Raw genomic sequence first — 16,067 nt, 5'->3', positions numbered from 1 at the left:
GTGGACTACCCCGTCGCGCTCGCCCTGGAGGACTTCGTCCCGGTGGTGCTGACCGGTGTGGCGGCCGCGCGGCTCGTGCGGCCGGTCGGCCGTGCCGTCCCCCGCGCCCGTACCGTCGCGGCCGCCGGCGCCGCCCTGGTCTTCGCCGGGGGCCTGTCGAAGGCCGGCTGGAAACTCACCGTGGCGCTGGACGGGCCGGACGTCCAGCCCCTCAACAAGGCGCTCTTCCCGCTCCTCGCGCTGGGGTTCCTGCTCCTGGCGCACGCGCTGCTCAGCGTGCCCGTGGCCGGGGGTCCGCAGGCCTCCCGGACTCCCCCGCTGTGGGGCTTCGCCGTGACGTGGGCGGCGGCCGCCACCGGCTCCCTCGCGCTCCGCACGACGATGCCGCTGATGGTGCTCACGATCGCGGCGGTGACGGTCTGCGGCGTACGGCTGATCCTGCTGGCGCGCGCGGCCGGGGAGCCCCGCGCGGCCGCGGCCACCGGTGTGTGGCTGCTGGGCACGTACGCGCTCGGCCCGCTCGCCGCCCGGCCCGACCAGAGCGTTCCACTGCAGTGGGTGGAGCAGTCCTGCAACACCCTCACGCAGGCCGCCCTCGTGTACGCGGCCTGGCGCCTGTCCGCCCCCGCCTCCTCCTTCCGGAAGGTGCCCCTGTGACCGACGCCCTCGGCTGGCGCCGCACGTTCGGCGTCATCGCACCCAGTACGAACACGATCGTCGAGCCCGACTTCTACCGGATGGCGGTGCCCGGTGTGACCGCCCACGTCTCGCGCATCCACATCCGCGACCAGAACATGGCGGGCGACGCGGGCATGGAGCGGCTGCTGGAGCAGATACGCGACGAGATCGGCGCCGCCTGCGAGCGGGTGCTGACCTGCGAGCCCGACTACATGGTGATGGGCATGTCCGCCGAGACCTTCTGGGGCGGGGTGGCGGGCAACCGGGCCTTCGTGCAGCAGATCCACGACATCACCGGGCTCCAGGTGGCCACCGGAGCGGAGGCGTGCGAGCGCGCGCTGCGCCTGTACGGCGCCCGGCGCATCGGCGTGGTGACGCCGTACCAGCCGGTCGGGGACGCGAACGTACGGCGGTTCTTCGGCGAACTGGGCTTCGACGTCGCCGGGGTGACCGGCCTGCGCTGCCCGACGGCCGTCTCCATCGCCCACGTCGGGGAGGAGCGGCTGCGGGAGGCGCTGACCGGTCTTGCCGCGCTCGACGGGGTGGACGCCCTCGTCCAGTGCGGGACGAACCTGTCCATGGTGGCGCTGGCCGACGAGGCCGAACGGTGGCTCGGCCTTCCGGTGATCGCCATCAACGCCGCCACGTGGTGGATGGCGCTGCGCGACAACGGCATCGAGGACAAGGTGTACGGCGCCGGGTCACTCCTGCGCGACCACTGAGCCGGCGCCTGCGCGGTCCTCGCGCGGTGCGGCGACCAGCCCGGCCAGCATGAGCGCCTCGCCCGCGTTGCCGAGCGGCGGCACGGCCACGGCCGCCGCCGAGGCGGCGAACACGGCCACCGCCCCCGCGGCGACCCACGGCACGCGCCGGCGCCGCCAGAGCACCACGCCCGCCCCGAGCAGCAGCAGCATCGCCGCGACCGCGGCCACCGGCACCCTGCCGGGCTCCGCGTCCGCGTACCGCAGGGTGTCCGCCCACCGCCGCGGTACGAGGTCCAGGCCCGGCAGGGTGGCCCGGGCCCCGGCGGCGGCGAGCACGCACGCCGTGCCCCACGCCCCGGCCACCACCGCGCGCCCGCCGCGCACCAGCATCGCCGCGCAGGGCACCACCAGCGGCGTGAGCAGGGCGTGGAGGACGTACCGGCCGGTGCTGAGCGTCTCCAGGAGCGCGCCGGGGCCCAGCGCCGTACCGGCGGCGACGACGGCCGAGTCGTACGCGAGGGCGCAGCCGAGCAGCGCGGTCCACGCTCCGGGGCGCGGGCCGCGCAGGGCGACGGCGGCGAGCGCCAGTTGCACGGCGGCGAGCAGCGCGAGGGCCGGGGAGAACACCGTGTGCCCCCGGCTCAGTGGGTGTAGAGCGACTCGATGAGCTGCGCGTACCGCTGCTCCACCGCCGCTCGGCGCACCTTGAGCGTCACGGTGAGCTCGGGCCCGCCGGGTTCCCACGTGTCGCGCAGGATGGCGTGGGCGCGGACGCGTTCGGGGCGGGAGAGCCGGGTGTTGGCGTCCTCGACGGCGGCGGCGATCTCACGCTCGACGTCGGCCGTGGACCGGGCGGCGACGGCCTCGCGGTCCAGGACGATGAGGGCGACGTTGCAGGGGCGGCCGTCGCCGACGACCACGGCGTGTGCGATCAGGGGTGAGGCGCCCCGCAGGACACCCTCGATGCGGGTGGGCGACATGTTCTTGCCGCCCGTGTTGATGATGATGTCCTTCTTGCGGTCGACGATGGTGACGTTGCCTTCGCCGTCGACGGTGACGAGGTCGCCGGTGTGAAGCCAGCCGTCCGGGTCGACGGCCTGTGCGGTGAGGTCGGGCTCGTCGCGGTAGCCGCGCATCAGGAAGGGCGCCTTCACCAGCAGTTCGCCGTCCTCGGCGACCCGTATGCGGGCGCCCGGCACGGGCCGGCCGACGGTGCCGGGCCGGGGGTCGCCGGGCGGGTTCATCAGGGCCATGCCGGAGAGCTCGGACATGCCCCAGGCGTCGCCGAGGGGCACGCCGAGGGCGTGGAAGTACTCCACCAGTTCCGGCGGCGCGGGGGCGGCTCCGGTGACGCAGATCCGGGCGCGGTCGAGGCCGATCCTCTTGCGCAGTTCGGCGAGGACCGGTTCGGCCGCGTCGAGTTCCTCGGCCTGTTCGGCCGTCAGTGTTCCGGCGCGCCGGCCGGGGCCGAGGCGGCGTGCGGTGTCGACGCAGCCCTCCACCAGGGTCCGCAGTCCCGGGTCGGCCGCGGCGAGGGCCGCGTCCAGCCCGGCTTTCAGCCGCTGCCAGACGACGGGCACCGCGCCGAAGAGGGTGGGGCGTACGGACGTGAGGGCGTCGGGCAGCTCCTTGAGGTCGGGTACGCAGGTCAGGCGGGTGCCGAAGCGGATGTTCGTGTAGTGCGAGGCCCAGCGGTCGGCGATGTGCGCGGCGGGCAGGAAGGACAGGTGGCTGTCCTCGTGCGTGATGGCGAGGAGCTGCTCCGTGGCGTCCAGCTGGGCCGTCATGCCGGCGTGGGTGACCTCCACGGCCTTGGAGCGGCCGGTGGTTCCTGACGTGTGGATGAGCGTGAGGACGTCACCGGGCCGTACGCGCCGCCAGGCCGCCGCGACGTCGAAGTCCGCCGGTGCGGCGGCCTCCACCGCGGCCAGCTCGGTGGCCCCTTCGGCCGGCCCGTCCACGGTGACGAGGTGGGCGACGTCCGTACCGGCGAGGGACCGCCGGAGCACGGGCAGGAAGCGCCGCTCGGTGACGAGGACGCGTGCCCGCGCCCGGGCGAGTACGTCGGTGAGCTGGTCCGGGGGCAGGGTGTTGTAGAGCGAGAACGGTATGGCGCCGAGGTGGAAGGCGGCGCAGTCGGCCACGTGGAACTCGGGCCGGTTGGTGAGCATCAGGGCCACGGTGTCGCCGTGCCGGACGCCCAGGCCGTGCAGCCCGGCGGCGACCGAGGCGACGCGCTCGGCGTACTGGGCCCAGGTCAGCACGTCGCCCTGGACGGTGTGGAGGGCGGGTGCCTGGGGCCGGGTGGCGGCGGTGCGCTGGAAGGTCTCGCAGAGGGTCGCGGCGTCGGGCATGACGGCTCCTCGGTGTGGGATGGGGTCAGGAGGCTGCGCCGAACCGCAGGCGGAAGTCCCGCAGCACCAGGCTGAGCAGCGGTGCCCGGCGGGTGAAGCGGCTCAGCGGGCTGTCGTCGGGTACCGACCAGCGCGCACCGCTCGCGAGGGCGACACCGGTCCGGGTGCGGACCGGGCTGGTCTTGAGGCGCCCGTGGAGGGTCTGGGCGACGTGGTAGGTGAGGGGCCAGCGGCCCGGCAGGCGGCGGGCGCCTGCGAACTCGGCGGAGGCCAGGGTGCCGTGGTCGGCCTTGGCGGTGGCGCGCAGGCCTCCTCCTGCCGGACGGTCGAGGTCGAAGGAGGCCGGGTCCTTCGGGATGCCCCACAGTTCCCGGCCGCCGGCCAGGGAGGCGGGGCTGTCGACCCAGATGTCGGTGACGGTGACGCGTGGGCGGGCACCGTCGCGTACGAGGACGGCGGCGAGGAGCTCGTTGTAGTGGAGCACGCTGTCCTGCTCGTACACGATCCACGCGAGACCGGCCACGCCGCGTCCGGCGACGGTGACCGGCCGGGTGCCGGGCGGCAGGCCCGGCGGCAGCGCGTGGCGCGGTACGAGCCAGAGGGAGAGGTACATCTGCCCGGCGAGGTGCCAGGGTTCGGGCGGGTAGGCCGTCACGGTGTGTCCTTCCTGGGGGCGGCTCGTCCCGGCCGCAGCGCGGCGGGGGCGGTGGCGGGCACGGCCGGCGTGCGCGGCGGGACGGGTGCCAGGGTGCGGTAGGGCTCGCCGGGGGCGGGCCGGGGGTCGGGGTCGCCCTTGTTGGGCCACAGGGCGGTGGCGCGTTCGGCGAGGGCGGTGATGGTGAGGGAGGGGTTGACGCCGAGGTTGGCGGAGATGGTGGAGCCGTCGACGATGTGCAGGCCGGGGTGGCCGTGCACCCGGTGGTAGGGGTCGACGACGCCCGTCTCGCCCGTGTCGCCGATGGTGCAGCCGCCGATGAGGTGGCCGGTGGTGGGGATGTCGAAGAGGTCGGCCCACGTGCCGCAGGGTATGCCGTCGATGTGGCGGGCGGCGTGTCGCGCGGCCCGGTGTCCAGCCGGTATCCAGGTGGGGTTGGGGTCGCCCTCGCCGGGCCGGCTGGTGAGCCGGCGTCCGAGGAGACCGCGTCGCGTGTAGGTGGTGACCGAGTTGTCGAGGCTCTGCATCACGAGGAGGACGAGGGACTGCCGGGCCCAGCGGCGCGGGGTGTGCAGGGCGGGCAGGTCGCGCAGGTTCCTCGCCATGGCGGCCAGGCCCAGCAGCAGCCGGGGGCGGCCCGGCACGGGGTCCACGAGGAGGGCGCCGAGCAGGCCGAGGAGGTTGCTGCCGCGTCCGTAGCGGACCGGTTCCACGTGCGTGGTGTCGTCGAGGTGGATGGAGGAGGTGATGGCGACACCGCGGGTGAAGTCCGCGTTCCGGTCGCGGGAGCGGGCGGCGAGGATCGCCTCGGAGTTGGTGCGGGTGAGGCGCCCGAGGCGCGGGGAGAGGCCGGGGAGCGCTCCGGTGTCGCGCAGTCGGTGCAGGAGGCGCTGGGTGCCCAGGGCGCCGGCGGCGAAGACGACGTGCCGCGCGGTGAGGGTCCGCGTCCGTCGGCGCAGGGTCCGGCCGGTGTGTACGGAGGTGACGGCCCATCCCTCGCCGAGGGCGCGGACGTCGGTGACGGTGCGTTCGGCGTGCACCGTGGCCCCGGCGCGCTCGGCGAGGCCCAGGTAGTTCTTGGGGAGGGTGTTCTTGGCGTTGTGGCGGCAGCCGGTCATGCAGGCGCCGCAGTGCAGGCAGGCGGCGCGGGCGGGTCCGGCGCCCCCGAAGTAGGGGTCGGGTACGACGGTGCCGGGCGCGGTGCCGGGCGGCCCGAAGTGCACGCCCACCGGGGTGGGGCGGAAGGTGTCCTCGCGGCCGAGGTCGCGGGCGGTCGCCCGCAGCACCTCGTCGGAGGCGGTGACCAGCGGGTTGGGGGTGACGCCGAGCATGCGGCGGGCCTGGTCGAAGTACGGGGCGAGTTCGGTGCGCCAGTCGGTCAGGGAGGCCCAGTGCGAGCCCTCGTAGAAGGCGGCGGGCGGCTCGTACAGGGTGTTCGCGTAGCCGAGGGAGCCCCCTCCGACGCCCGCGCCGGTGAGGACGAGCACATCACCGAGGAGGGTCATGCGCAGGATGCCGGTGCAGCCGAGCCGGGGCGCGAAGAGGTAGTCGCGCACGTGCCACGACGTCCGCGGGAGGTCGGCGTCGTCGAAGCGGCGCCCGGCCTCCAGGACGCCGACGCGGTAGCCCTTCTCGGTCAGCCGCAGGGCGGTGACGCTGCCGCCGAACCCGGAGCCGACGACGAGGACGTCGTAGTCGAAGGCCGTCGCGGTCATGGGCGTTCCTCCGTGACGAATCCGGCCAGGAGGGGGATCACCAGCCGCTCGATCGCGGTGCGCCGGGCCCCGGGCCGGTCCTCGGCGAAGGCGACGGGTCCGGCGAGCCCCGGGGTGAAGGGGGCGAGCGCCAGGTGCGGCAGGAGCAGGAGCAGCAGGGAGAGCAGGGCGTCGGTGTCCGCGTCCTCGCGGATGTCGCCGACCTCGACGGCCCGCTGGACGAGGGGCCGCAGCCCGGCGAGGTAGAGCCCGTGGACGGGGGCGCGCACGGCTTCCCTGACGGCCGGGTCCATCTCCATGTTGGTGGCGGCGGTGACGCCGCGCTCCAGGGGGTGGGTGGCGAAGTAGTCGAGCCACGCTTCCAGCGCGTCGGTGAGGTGGGTGGTGAACTCCTTGCCGCCGTCGTATCCGTCGAGCCACGGCCGCATCGCCGCGTAGATGCGCAGCGAGGTCTGTTCGGCGACGTACGTGAAGAGGTCGAGCTTGCCCGCGAAGTACTGGAAGAGGGATCCCTTGGCCACTCCCGCTTCGCGGGCGATGACGTTGAGGCTTCCCGTGGAGTAGCCGTGCGTGCCGAACTCGTCCATCGCGGCGACCAGGACCCGTTCGCGCCGCGCGGGCGAGAGGTGTGTCCAGGTGGAGGTGGGCATGAGTGCTCCCGCTGTATGACCGGGCGGTCATGTGACCGCTCGGTCATCGTCGCGAACGCACCGGTTCGACGTCAATCCCCGCGTAGCACAGGACTGTTGACAAGCCGTCAGGTGCGGCCCCACCCTGTGACCGACCGGTCATGTGACCGGGTGGTCACCCCCGTCCGTCTCTCGTCGGAAGGCTCGTGATGAAACGCGTCTGCGTCATAGGAGCGGGATCCTCGGGCATCGCCGCCTGCCAGGTGCTCGCGGAGCGGAAGATCCCGTACGACTGCTTCGAGGCCGGCTCGGAGGTGGGCGGCAACTGGCGCTACCTCAACGACAACGGCATGTCCTCGGCGTACCGCTCCCTGCACATCAACACCTCCCGGCAGGTCATGGAGTACGCCTGCTTCCCCATGTCGGAGGCGTATCCCGTCTACCCGAGCCACTTCCACATCGCGCGGTACTTCGACGAGTTCGTCGACCACTTCGGCCTGCGCCCGTCCATCACCTTCCGGACGGAGGTCATACGCGTCGAGCCGTCCCCCGACGGACGGAGCTGGTCCGTCACGACGCGGCACCGCGACGGCGGGGACGAGACCGTCCGCTCGTACGACGCGGTGCTCGTCGCCAACGGCCACCACTGGCAGCCGCGCTGGCCCGACCCCCCGCTGCCCGGCTCGGAGTCCTTCGCCGGTACGCAGACGCACTCGCACCACTACAGGACGCCCGACCCGTTCGCCGACCAGCGGGTCCTCGTCCTCGGGATCGGCAACTCGGCGTGCGACATCGCCGTGGAGACCTCCCGGGTGTCCCGGCGGACCTTCCTCGCGATGCGGCGCGGCGCACACATCCTGCCCAAGTACCTCTTCGGGATACCCACGGACCATCTCACCGGCTCCTGGCTGGCCCGCGCGCCGCTCGCCGTCCAGGACCGGGGGCTCCAACTGCTGCTGCGGCTCAGCCGCGGCCGGTTGAGCGACTACGGCCTGCCCGTGCCCGCCCACAGGGTGCTGGCCGCGCACCCGACGATCTCCGACGACCTGCTGTCCCGGCTGGGGCACGGCGAGATCACCGTGAAGCCGATGATCGAGCGCCTGGACGGCAAGGAGGCGGTGTTCACCGACGGGTCGCGCGAGACCGTCGACGCGATCGTCTACTGCACGGGGTACGCCATCAGCTTCCCCTTCCTCGGCCGCGAGATCGTCGACCCGGCCGGCAACGACATCGGGCTCTACCACCGGGTGGTGCACCCCGATCACCCGGGCCTCTACTTCATCGGGCTGGTCCAGCCGCTGGGCGCGATCATGCCGCTGGCGGAAGCCCAGTCGCACTGGGTGGCCGACCTCCTCGAGGGGAGGTGCGCACTGCCCGGGCGCGCGGCGATGCGGCGCGAGATCGCGACGTACCGGGCCCGTACGGCACGGCGGTACGTCGCGTCCTCACGTCACACGATCCAGGTCGACGCCCTCGCCTACCTCCGCGAGCTCAGGGCGGAGCGCCGCCGCGGTGCGCTCAGTACGCCTGCTCCACGGTGACGGTCCGGTCCGTGGCGTCGCCCCAGTACCGCACGTAGGAGGCGGCGACGGGGTCGCCCAGGGACGCCTTGAGGAACAGGGCCGACCAGCGGCCGGCGGCCCGTATGGACTCGGTCTGGTCCAGGCTCTGGGGAGAGGCGTCCGGGGCCGCGCCCGGCGGGTTCTGGACGTCGGTGATCCCGAAGTGGTTGGCACCGTGCAGGCCGACGAGCGCCTTGGGCTTGGCGGTCAGCGCCCGGTAGGTGTCGCGCGCGGCCGCGGGCGCGGCGACGCCGTCCGCGTCACCCTGGACCAGGGCGACCGGTACGCCGGTGTTGTCGATGGGGCCGACGGGCCCGCCGCCCGGCGGCACGCTGTTGGTGCCGAAGAAGGCGGCCGCCTTCAGCTGCGCCGGTTTGACGGCGCCGGGCGGCAGCCCCGCGCAGAAGGGCGGCACACACAGCCCCTGCAGGGCGGTCAGCCCGGCGGCCCCGCCGAAGGAGTGGCCGAGCAGGGTCAGCGTGCCGGTGTCGATGCGGCCGGCGAGCGGGCTGCCGTCCCGGCCGTTCTCCGCCGACGCCCACGCCACCGCGCCCAGGGTCTGGTCCGAGGAGGCCCACAGGCCCGGCACCCCGAACACCGGACGTATGTGGTTGGGCACGACGACCACGAAGCCGAAGGCCGCGACGGTACGCGCGAAGCCCTCGTAGTGGGCCTTGTCGACGTTGGCGCCCTGGAGGAGCAGCGCCACCGGCAGGCCGCGGCTCGTGGTCGCCGGGTAGTACACGTCGGCGGCGTCGGCGCCGACCTTGGTGGCGTACGAGCCGGTGGGGAAGGTCGTCGGCTTCTCGGGCGTCACGGTCTGACGGGCCTCGGCGTGGCCGCCGACCGCCGCCAGCAGGGCGAAGCTCAGCAGTCCGGCGAAGAGACCTCGCCGGAGGGAGGTTTGCGCCATCGGGACCTCGATCCTGGGACGATGACCAGTGTGGCGTTTCGAGTGGAGAAACTCTGTTTCTCTTCCGGAAGTTAACGGGCGCGAGAGCTCCCGCGTCAACCCGCTGCACCGCACCACGCACATCCACATCGCTTGACGAGACGGAACGTCTCGTCTAGATTCTTGCCCATCGGTCGGCGGCCGTTCCTCGTTCCGCCTTGCCGCACCACCCTGTTCCCCCAGGAAAGGACTGCTCTTGCACCCTGCTCCCTCCGGCACCACCACCCCTCCCGCCTCCTCTCCCGGCACGTCCCAGCTGGCTCTCGCCGGGGTGACCAAGCGCTACGGCGACCGCACCGTGCTGGACCGCGTCTCCTTCACGATCCGACCGGGCGAGAAGGTCGGGATCGTCGGGGACAACGGCTCCGGGAAGTCCACGCTGCTACGGCTGCTCGCCGGGCGGGAGCCGGCCGACAACGGCAGCCTGACCGTCACGGCGCCGGGCGGCATCGGCTACCACCGCCAGACGCTCGACCTGCCCGGTTCGGCGCGCGTGGGCGACGCCGTGGACCACGCGCTCGGCGAACTGCGTGACCTGGAGCGCCGCATCCGCGGCGCGGAGGCCGCGCTGGGCACCGCCGGCCCCGACGAGTTCGAGCACTACGCCGCCCTGGTGGCCGCGTTCGAGGCGCGCGGCGGACACGGAGCGGACCGCCGCGTCGAGGTGACCCTGCGCCGACTCGGCGAGCACGCGCCCCTGGACCGTACGCGTCCGCTGGGCACCCTCTCCGGAGGACAGCGCTCCCGGCTCGCGCTCGCCTCGACCCTGGCCTCCTCCCCCGAGCTGCTCCTGCTCGACGAGCCGACCAACGATCTGGACGACGAGGCCGTGGCATGGCTCGAGAACCATCTGCGCCGCCACCGGGGCACGGTGGTCGTGGCCACGCATGACCGGGCGTTCCTGGACCGCGTCACCTCCACCGTCCTGGAAGTGGACCACGACCGGCACACGGTGCGGCGCTACGGCGACGGATACGCCGGCTTCCTCGCCGCCAAGGCGGCGGCCCGCGCCCGGTGGGCCTGGGAGCACGAGCGGTGGCGCAACGAGGTCGCCCGGCAGGAACAGCTCGCCGACTCGGGCATCGGGCGCCTGGCCGAGATCCCCCGCACGGGGCCGAGGGCGTTCAGCGGCGCCGGTGCCTTCCGGGCGCGCTCGCGGGCACACGGCGCCCAGAGCCGCATCCGCAACGCCCGCGAGCGGCTGCAGCGGCTCCGGGAGCACCCCGTACCGCCGCCTCCGCAGCCGCTGCGGTTCACCGGGCGCGTCGAGGGCACGGCGGGCGAGGGGGTTGCGTCGACGGCGGTGCACCTGGAAGACGTCGCGGTCGAGGGGCGGCTGTACGTTCCGTCCCTGACACTCGCCCCGGGCGAACGGCTCCTCGTCACCGGTCCCAACGGCGCCGGCAAGAGCACCCTCCTCCAGGTGCTGGCCGGGGAGCTGACGCCCGGCACGGGCACCGTGCGCCGACCGCCGCGGGTGGGGTTCCTCCGCCAGCAGGGCGCGCCCGGTGCCGCCTTCGACGACCGGCCGCTGCTGGCGGCGTTCGCGGCCGGCAGGGCGGGGCAGCCGGACGAGCACGCCGACGCACTCCTCGCCCTGGGCCTGTTCCACGCCGCCGACCTCGCCGTCCCGCTGCGGGAGCTGTCGGTCGGGCAGCGCCGCAAGCTCGAACTGGCCCGGCTGGTGACGGCCGGCCCGCTCGACCTCCTGCTGCTGGACGAGCCGACGAACCACCTGGCCCCCGCCCTGGTGGAGGAGATCGAGGCGGCCCTGGCCCCCTACACCGGCACCCTGGTCGTCGTCACCCACGACCGGCTCCTCCGGGAACGCTTCCGCGGGTCCCACCTGGAGCTGCCCGTGGCGGCCGGGTGACGGCCGGCTCGGGAGTCCGGGGGCCTACCGCCCGTCCGTCACCCTCTCCACGATGAAGCCCTCGATGTAGAGCCGGTCCATGGACGTCTTCAGGAAGGTCTCGAGGGCCACGGACGGGGACATGATGAGCGGCTGCCCCTTGACGTTGAAGGAGGTGTTCACCACGCAGCCGAATCCGGTACGCCGCTTGACCTCGCGCAGCAGCCTCCAGAAGACCTCGTTGGCCTCCTCACGCACCACCTGGATCCGGGCCGAGCCGTCCTCGTGCACGATGCCGGGGACATCCGCCCGGTGCCGCTCGCGCACCTGGGCCGTGCACAGCATGTACGCGGTCGGGGAGAGCCCGCGCGTCTCGAAGAGGGTGTCGCGGTCCTCGTCCAGGACGGCGGGGGCGAAGGGACGGAAGGGCTCGCGGAACTTGACCATGCCGTTGATGCGTTCCTTGATGCGCCGCCCCGCCGGCAGCCCCAGGATCGAGCGGTTTCCGAGGGCGCGCGGGCCGAACTCCATGCGGCCGTGGAACCAGCCGATGATGCGGTCGGCGGCGAGGTCGGCGGCCGCGGCGGAGAAGTACGCGTCGCCGAAGCCGGTGTGACGCCAGCGCAGCGCGCCGGACGCGGCGGCCCGTTCCAGTTCGGCGCGGACCTCGGACTCGCCGTAGGACGGGCCGGTGTACGGGTCGAAGCCCGCGGGCGGGCCGGCGTAGGGCGCACCGCGCTCGTGGGAGGCGTACAGTGCGGCGCCGAGCGACGTGCCGTCGTCGCCCGCGGCCGGCTGCACGAAGACGCGGTCCACGCCGGGCAGGTCACACAGCGCCTGATTGGCCTTGCAGTTGAGGAAGGTGCCGCCGGCCAGGCAGAGGGACGACTCGCCCGTCCGGGCCAGCCAGTGGGACACCAGTTCCGTCAGCACCTCGGTCAGCCGTTCCTGCAGCGCGGCGGCGAAGTCCGCGTGCTCCGGCAGGTGGCCCTCGGTCTGGTCGCCGACCGGGAACGCCTTGCCCGCGAGGAACGCCAGCGCCTTCGGGTAGCCCAGCTCGGGCGATCCCATGCTGCCGCGCGGCCAGTCGACCCGTACGCCGCCGCTCTGCGCGTCGAACCGGACGAGTTCCCGGAACAGGGGGCGGTAGGCGGCGGGGTCGCCGTAGGCGGCGAGACCCATCACCTTGTACTCGTCGGAGTTGGAGGCGAAGCCCAGGTAGCGGGTGCAGATCGAGTACAGGAAGCCGAGCGACTGGGAGATCGGCTGGGAGTGCAGCTTCTCCAGGTGCCCGTCGCGCGCGTGGTACACGGTGAGCGACTCCGTCTCGCCCATGCCGTCGGACACCACGCACAGCGCGGACTCGAAGCCGCTGGGCAGGTACGCGGAGGCGGCATGGGCGAGATGGTGGTCCACCTGCCGGAAGCGGTCGGCCACGCCGGTCCAGCCGTGGGCGGTCAGGCCGTCGACGACGGTGCGCCCCGACAGCACCGCGTCGAAGTGGTCGAGGGAGCCCGCGAACACCCTGCGCCGCCGGTCGTAGTCGAAGCCGTGCGCGATGACGTCCACGTCCTGGGGCCCGATCCCCGCCGCCTTCAGGCAGTAGTCGATCGCGTGGACCGGCAGCCGTCCGGTTCCCTTGTCGCCGTTGAAGCGTTCCTCGGCCGCGGCGGCCACGATCCGGCCGTCGACGACCAGCGCGGCCGCGCTGTCCAGACCTTGGCAGTTGCGCTCGTCGAGCGGGTGCAGGCCGGGTGTGTCCCTGGCCAGCCGGTCCTGCGCGTTGGGGAGGCCGCTGAGGCCCATGACGATCATGTCGGTTCATCACCCTTGTCGTGTGCGGGCCGGGGCCCTGGGCGGCGCCGGCCGGTTCGGTGGACTACGGGTGCCAGTACCGGTGCACGACCCGGAAGGGGTCCGCACCGGTCAGCACGACGGCCGCCGCGTGGTTCCGCGGAGCGCGCAGGTCCCGTGCCCGCAGGAGGCCGCCTCCGCCCGACGGGCAGGGCAGGACGAGACCGCGCCCCCCGCCCGCGACCGGCAGTGACAGGCCGTCGGCCAGCCGCCCACCGACCGCCTTGACGCTCGCCTCCTTGCGGGTCCACAGCCGCAGGAAGACGGCACCGCGCCGGGCCGGCGTCAACCGGGCCAGCAACCGGGCCTCGCCGGGGGGAAAGTGGCGTGCCGCCACGGCGGCCGTGAAGGCGTCCGCACGGCGGCGCTCGATGTCGACCCCGGCTGCACGGGAACGGGTGACGACGACGACGGCGGTCCCCTCGACGTGGGAGAGGCTGAAGTGCGGTGCCGGTACGCCCGTGTCGAGCGCGGGCTTGCCCCAGCGGTTCCGGCTCATGCGCAGACCGGCCGGCTCCGTGCCGGCGTAGCGCGCGAGGATGCGGCGGAGTGCGGCGTGCGCGACCGTGTAGCGGGCGCGGGGTAGCCGCCGGGGCAGGTCGGCGTGGCGCCGCCGCTCGGCCGGACCGAGGTCCCGGTAGAGGGCGGCCAGCTGGTCCGCGTCGTGGCCGTCGAGGCCGATCCACCACACGTGTACGTGGTCGGGGGCGATGTCCATCGGTCACGCCCCCGGACCCGTGGGCGGGCCGGCGGCGGGTCCGCCCCGTGCGAGCGTGTTGTAGATCTGCAGCCGCTGGATGCCGGACGTGCCCTCCAGGTACTCGACTCCCCGGGCGTCCCTGGCCCACTTGTCGAGCAGGGGATGGTCCAGGCGCGCTCCGGGGCCGAAGAAGCGGAGGGCGTCTCGCGTGGTGCGTTCGGCGAGGCGGGAGGCGCTGACCTTGGCCACGGAGGGGAGGTGCCCCCGATCGGGATGCGCCTCGATCTCGCCGGCGGCCCGGTAGGTCAGCTCCCGGACGGCGGCGATGCGTCGGGCGGTGTCCTCCAGGCGGGCCTTCCCGTCCGCCGTCAGGGCCCTGCGGTGCTCCCGGACGTAGTCGTGGGCGGCGCGGGCGATGCCCACGCCCATGGCCGCGGCCGCCGTCCGCAGCTGGTTGAAGGCGCGCAGCCAGCCCCACATGCCCCGCCTAACCGGCGACAGGTGCCGGCCCAGGAGGCGGTCGTCACCGATTCCGACGGCGTCGAAGCCGAGGGTGCCGAGGGCTCCGGCGAGGCCGATCGTCGGCAGCGGCGCCGCCGTGACGCCCGCCGCGCGCAGGTCCACGAGGGCCGCGCGCAGATCCAGCGGCCCTTCGCCCGTCCGGGCGAAGACGACGGCCGTGTGGGCGCGTGCGGCGTTGCCGATGTACGTCTTGGCCCCGGTCAGGGCGTACTCGTCGGTCGTGAACGCGCCTGTGCCCGCCTCCCGCTCCGGACGGGTCAGTGCGCTGCGCATTCCCGCGGCGTCCGAGCCGTGCTCCGCTTCGGTCATGGCCAGGGAGGTCCAGCCGGTCGTGCCCGCCAGGCGGCCGTAGAACCAGTCCTGCTGGTCGGTACTGCCGAGCGCCTCGACGACGGGGCCCGCCGTCAGCGCGCCCGGTGCGGCCATGAGGAGGGCCGCGTCGCCGTACGCGGCCTCCTCGGTGAGAACGACGCGTTCCAGAGCGGTGGGGGTCGTGAAGCGATGGCCGTGCGCGTGCACCGGCGGCGCGTCGTACCGTTCGGGGAGGGAGAGGTGACAGAGCGCGGTGAGCAGCTCCAGCTCCGGCGGCCGCGCAGCCGTGGCAGGCGCCGCTTGTTGCGCGTGTTCCCAGGCCAGGGCGTGCGAGCGGAGTTCCGCCGCCCATGCGGCGGCCTGCCGACGGAGTGCCGCCAGGCGCTCGTCCGAGTCGTGCGGAAGGTTCATGCGGCCACGTCCGCTCCCCCGCCGACGTACACGTCTCCCAGGAGTTCGGACGTATGGGCCAGGGCCCCCGGTCCGTCCTCGGTGAATCCGTGCGCGCCGCTCAGCCGCAACAGCGCGCGCTCCATGTCCGTGATGCGTTCGTGCAGGTCGGCCAGGGCGGTGACGCACGGCCCGCCGGCCGTGTTCGGGCCCGCCGCGAGCAGGGCGCGCAGTTCGTGCCGCTCGATCTCCACGTCGGCCAGGGCGCCCTTCAACAGCTGCCGGCGCAGCAGTGGTTCACCGCCGAACGTCCGGCCGGAGAGATGGGCCAGGACGGTGTCGAGCAGGCGGTCGCACAGGCCGAGCCGAAGCCAGGTGAGCGCCTCGCACCAGCCGCCGTAGTCGGCCGCCGCCGCGCCGTTCGGCGGGTCGTGGCGCCATACGGCGACGCCGAGACGCGCGGGGATCGGTGCCGTCAGCACCCGGGCCCCGGCGGGCAGCGGGAAGTCCAGTGGCGTCATGGCGTGCCCGCCGGGCCCGGTGACCGGAGGGCCGCCCTCGTCCGGCGCGCCGTGCTGAACCGCCAGGGCCTCGCGCGGGCCGGCGTCGCGCGCCCTCTCGTACACGAGGCGCGGCAGGTCCGCCGTGGTGCGGGGGCGCATCGGGAGCTCCTAGGGGGTGTCTTGTCGATCAGGCCGGATCAGTGAGCGGGGTCTGGTGCATGGGGTCTCCCCAGGCCCCTTGGGGCCGAGGGGACGGATCGCAAGGCGGAGGAGGGAGCCACTGCGGAGCAGTGGCGACCGACGACAACGCGGCGTGGGGGCACCCCCAGGCGAGGCTCTGGGGGAGCGGTGCCAGGCGTCGCGAGCCCGGCAAGATCGGCACGACACCCCCTAGAGAGTGTCGTCGAGGTGCCGGCGTACGTAGGCGGCGACGCTTTCGACCGTCTCGAAGGAGCCGGGTCCGAAGGTGTCCGGGTCGAATTCGACGCCCAGGTCCGCCTCCAGCAGCATCAGCAGTTCGAGGACGCTGGTGGAGTCGAAGTCCAGGTCCTGGACGAGGCGGGTGGTCGGCGGAAGGCTGTCGGGGGCGCGTCCCACCATGCGCGCCAGTGTCCCCGTCACCTCCGCGGTCACATCACGGCTTCCCTGGGAACCGGGTCCTGCGCTCACCTGCGTGCCCTTCTTA

Annotated in this window: 15 protein-coding genes; 4 read left to right on the top strand and 11 right to left on the bottom strand. The window is 73.8% G+C overall.

The genetic code is table 11. The features are described from left to right. Positions 1–657, top strand: a complete 657-nt coding sequence (locus AC07FJ_RS07270) for a hypothetical protein (protein WP_479046219.1) — start codon at positions 1–3, stop codon at positions 655–657. Then, complete coding sequence (locus AC07FJ_RS07265) at positions 654–1,400, top strand: maleate cis-trans isomerase family protein (protein WP_479046217.1); 747 nt, start codon at positions 654–656, stop codon at positions 1,398–1,400. The genes AC07FJ_RS07270 and AC07FJ_RS07265 overlap by 4 nt, the downstream gene beginning before the upstream one ends. Here AC07FJ_RS07265 and AC07FJ_RS07260 read toward each other — a convergent pair. From AC07FJ_RS07260 to AC07FJ_RS07240, 5 genes are read right to left on the bottom strand one after another with little or no spacing between them, the layout of a single operon-like run. After that, positions 1,380–2,009 (bottom strand): hypothetical protein, encoded by a 630-nt coding sequence (locus AC07FJ_RS07260; protein ID WP_479046214.1) that lies wholly within the window; start codon positions 2,007–2,009, stop codon positions 1,380–1,382. The genes AC07FJ_RS07265 and AC07FJ_RS07260 overlap by 21 nt on opposite strands. Before the next feature lie 14 nt (positions 2,010–2,023). Further along, positions 2,024–3,736: an AMP-dependent synthetase/ligase gene (locus AC07FJ_RS07255; RefSeq protein ID WP_479046211.1), complete on the bottom strand. Its 1,713-nt coding sequence runs from the start codon at positions 3,734–3,736 to the stop codon at positions 2,024–2,026. A gap of 25 nt (positions 3,737–3,761) precedes the next feature. Beyond that, positions 3,762–4,391 (bottom strand): acetoacetate decarboxylase family protein, encoded by a 630-nt coding sequence (locus tag AC07FJ_RS07250; RefSeq protein WP_479046209.1) that lies wholly within the window; start codon positions 4,389–4,391, stop codon positions 3,762–3,764. Next, entirely contained in the window at positions 4,388–6,106 is a 1,719-nt protein-coding gene (locus tag AC07FJ_RS07245) for a GMC oxidoreductase (protein WP_479046207.1), read from the bottom strand. Before AC07FJ_RS07245 ends, AC07FJ_RS07250 begins: the two co-directional genes overlap by 4 nt. Then, complete coding sequence (locus AC07FJ_RS07240; protein WP_361428348.1) at positions 6,103–6,756, bottom strand: TetR/AcrR family transcriptional regulator; 654 nt, start codon at positions 6,754–6,756, stop codon at positions 6,103–6,105. The genes AC07FJ_RS07245 and AC07FJ_RS07240 overlap by 4 nt, the downstream gene beginning before the upstream one ends. Before the next feature lie 188 nt (positions 6,757–6,944). Here AC07FJ_RS07240 and AC07FJ_RS07235 point away from each other — a divergent pair, with 188 nt between their 5' ends. After that, the gene (locus AC07FJ_RS07235) at positions 6,945–8,276 is read left to right on the top strand and encodes a flavin-containing monooxygenase (RefSeq protein WP_479046205.1); all 1,332 of its coding nucleotides are present in this window, start codon (positions 6,945–6,947) and stop codon (positions 8,274–8,276) included. On the opposite strand, the gene AC07FJ_RS07230 is transcribed toward AC07FJ_RS07235, so the two are convergent. Next, on the bottom strand, positions 8,254–9,210 hold the full coding sequence (locus AC07FJ_RS07230) for a poly(ethylene terephthalate) hydrolase family protein (RefSeq protein ID WP_479046202.1): 957 nt from the start codon (positions 9,208–9,210) through the stop codon (positions 8,254–8,256). The genes AC07FJ_RS07235 and AC07FJ_RS07230 overlap by 23 nt on opposite strands. A gap of 235 nt (positions 9,211–9,445) precedes the next feature. On the opposite strand from AC07FJ_RS07230, the gene abc-f reads away from it, so the two are divergent. Then, positions 9,446–11,122 carry a ribosomal protection-like ABC-F family protein gene (abc-f, locus tag AC07FJ_RS07225; protein ID WP_479046200.1) on the top strand — a complete coding sequence of 559 codons (1,677 nt, stop codon included), beginning with the start codon at positions 9,446–9,448 and terminating at the stop codon, positions 11,120–11,122. Positions 11,123–11,146: 24 nt separating this feature from the next. On the opposite strand, the gene AC07FJ_RS07220 is transcribed toward abc-f, so the two are convergent. The 5 genes from AC07FJ_RS07220 to AC07FJ_RS07200 all read right to left on the bottom strand — a co-directional run bounded on the left by AC07FJ_RS07220 (position 11,147) and on the right by AC07FJ_RS07200 (position 16,003). Beyond that, positions 11,147–12,916 (bottom strand): carbamoyltransferase family protein, encoded by a 1,770-nt coding sequence (locus tag AC07FJ_RS07220; RefSeq protein WP_479046198.1) that lies wholly within the window; start codon positions 12,914–12,916, stop codon positions 11,147–11,149. Positions 12,917–12,980: 64 nt separating this feature from the next. Next, on the bottom strand, positions 12,981–13,673 hold the full coding sequence (locus tag AC07FJ_RS07215) for a 4'-phosphopantetheinyl transferase family protein (RefSeq protein ID WP_479046197.1): 693 nt from the start codon (positions 13,671–13,673) through the stop codon (positions 12,981–12,983). A gap of 3 nt (positions 13,674–13,676) precedes the next feature. Beyond that, positions 13,677–14,900, bottom strand: coding sequence for an acyl-CoA dehydrogenase family protein (locus AC07FJ_RS07210; protein ID WP_479046195.1), 1,224 nt, complete (start codon positions 14,898–14,900; stop codon positions 13,677–13,679). Further along, complete coding sequence (locus AC07FJ_RS07205; protein ID WP_479046193.1) at positions 14,897–15,541, bottom strand: acyl-CoA dehydrogenase family protein; 645 nt, start codon at positions 15,539–15,541, stop codon at positions 14,897–14,899. Before AC07FJ_RS07205 ends, AC07FJ_RS07210 begins: the two co-directional genes overlap by 4 nt. A gap of 231 nt (positions 15,542–15,772) precedes the next feature. Next, positions 15,773–16,003, bottom strand: a complete 231-nt coding sequence (locus AC07FJ_RS07200) for an acyl carrier protein (protein WP_479046935.1) — start codon at positions 16,001–16,003, stop codon at positions 15,773–15,775. Between the last annotated feature and the right edge of the window lie 64 nt (positions 16,004–16,067).

Source organism: Streptomyces sp. NPDC045998 (assembly GCF_056430285.1).
This window is presented reverse-complemented; position numbering and strand designations above follow the sequence as displayed.

What these genes read in the sequence shown, in the direction of transcription:
- AC07FJ_RS07255 (WP_479046211.1), bottom strand. Translation starts at nt 3,736, where the DNA reads ATGCCCGACGCCGCGACCCTCTGCGAGACCTTCCAGCGCACCGCCGCC.
- AC07FJ_RS07245 (WP_479046207.1), bottom strand. Translation starts at nt 6,106, where the DNA reads ATGACCGCGACGGCCTTCGACTACGACGTCCTCGTCGTCGGCTCCGGG.
- AC07FJ_RS07240 (WP_361428348.1), bottom strand. Translation starts at nt 6,756, where the DNA reads ATGCCCACCTCCACCTGGACACACCTCTCGCCCGCGCGGCGCGAACGG.
- AC07FJ_RS07235 (WP_479046205.1), top strand. Translation starts at nt 6,945, where the DNA reads ATGAAACGCGTCTGCGTCATAGGAGCGGGATCCTCGGGCATCGCCGCC.
- AC07FJ_RS07230 (WP_479046202.1), bottom strand. Translation starts at nt 9,210, where the DNA reads ATGGCGCAAACCTCCCTCCGGCGAGGTCTCTTCGCCGGACTGCTGAGC.
- AC07FJ_RS07220 (WP_479046198.1), bottom strand. Translation starts at nt 12,916, where the DNA reads ATGATCGTCATGGGCCTCAGCGGCCTCCCCAACGCGCAGGACCGGCTG.
- AC07FJ_RS07215 (WP_479046197.1), bottom strand. Translation starts at nt 13,673, where the DNA reads ATGGACATCGCCCCCGACCACGTACACGTGTGGTGGATCGGCCTCGAC.
- AC07FJ_RS07210 (WP_479046195.1), bottom strand. Translation starts at nt 14,900, where the DNA reads ATGAACCTTCCGCACGACTCGGACGAGCGCCTGGCGGCACTCCGTCGG.
- AC07FJ_RS07205 (WP_479046193.1), bottom strand. Translation starts at nt 15,541, where the DNA reads ATGCGCCCCCGCACCACGGCGGACCTGCCGCGCCTCGTGTACGAGAGG.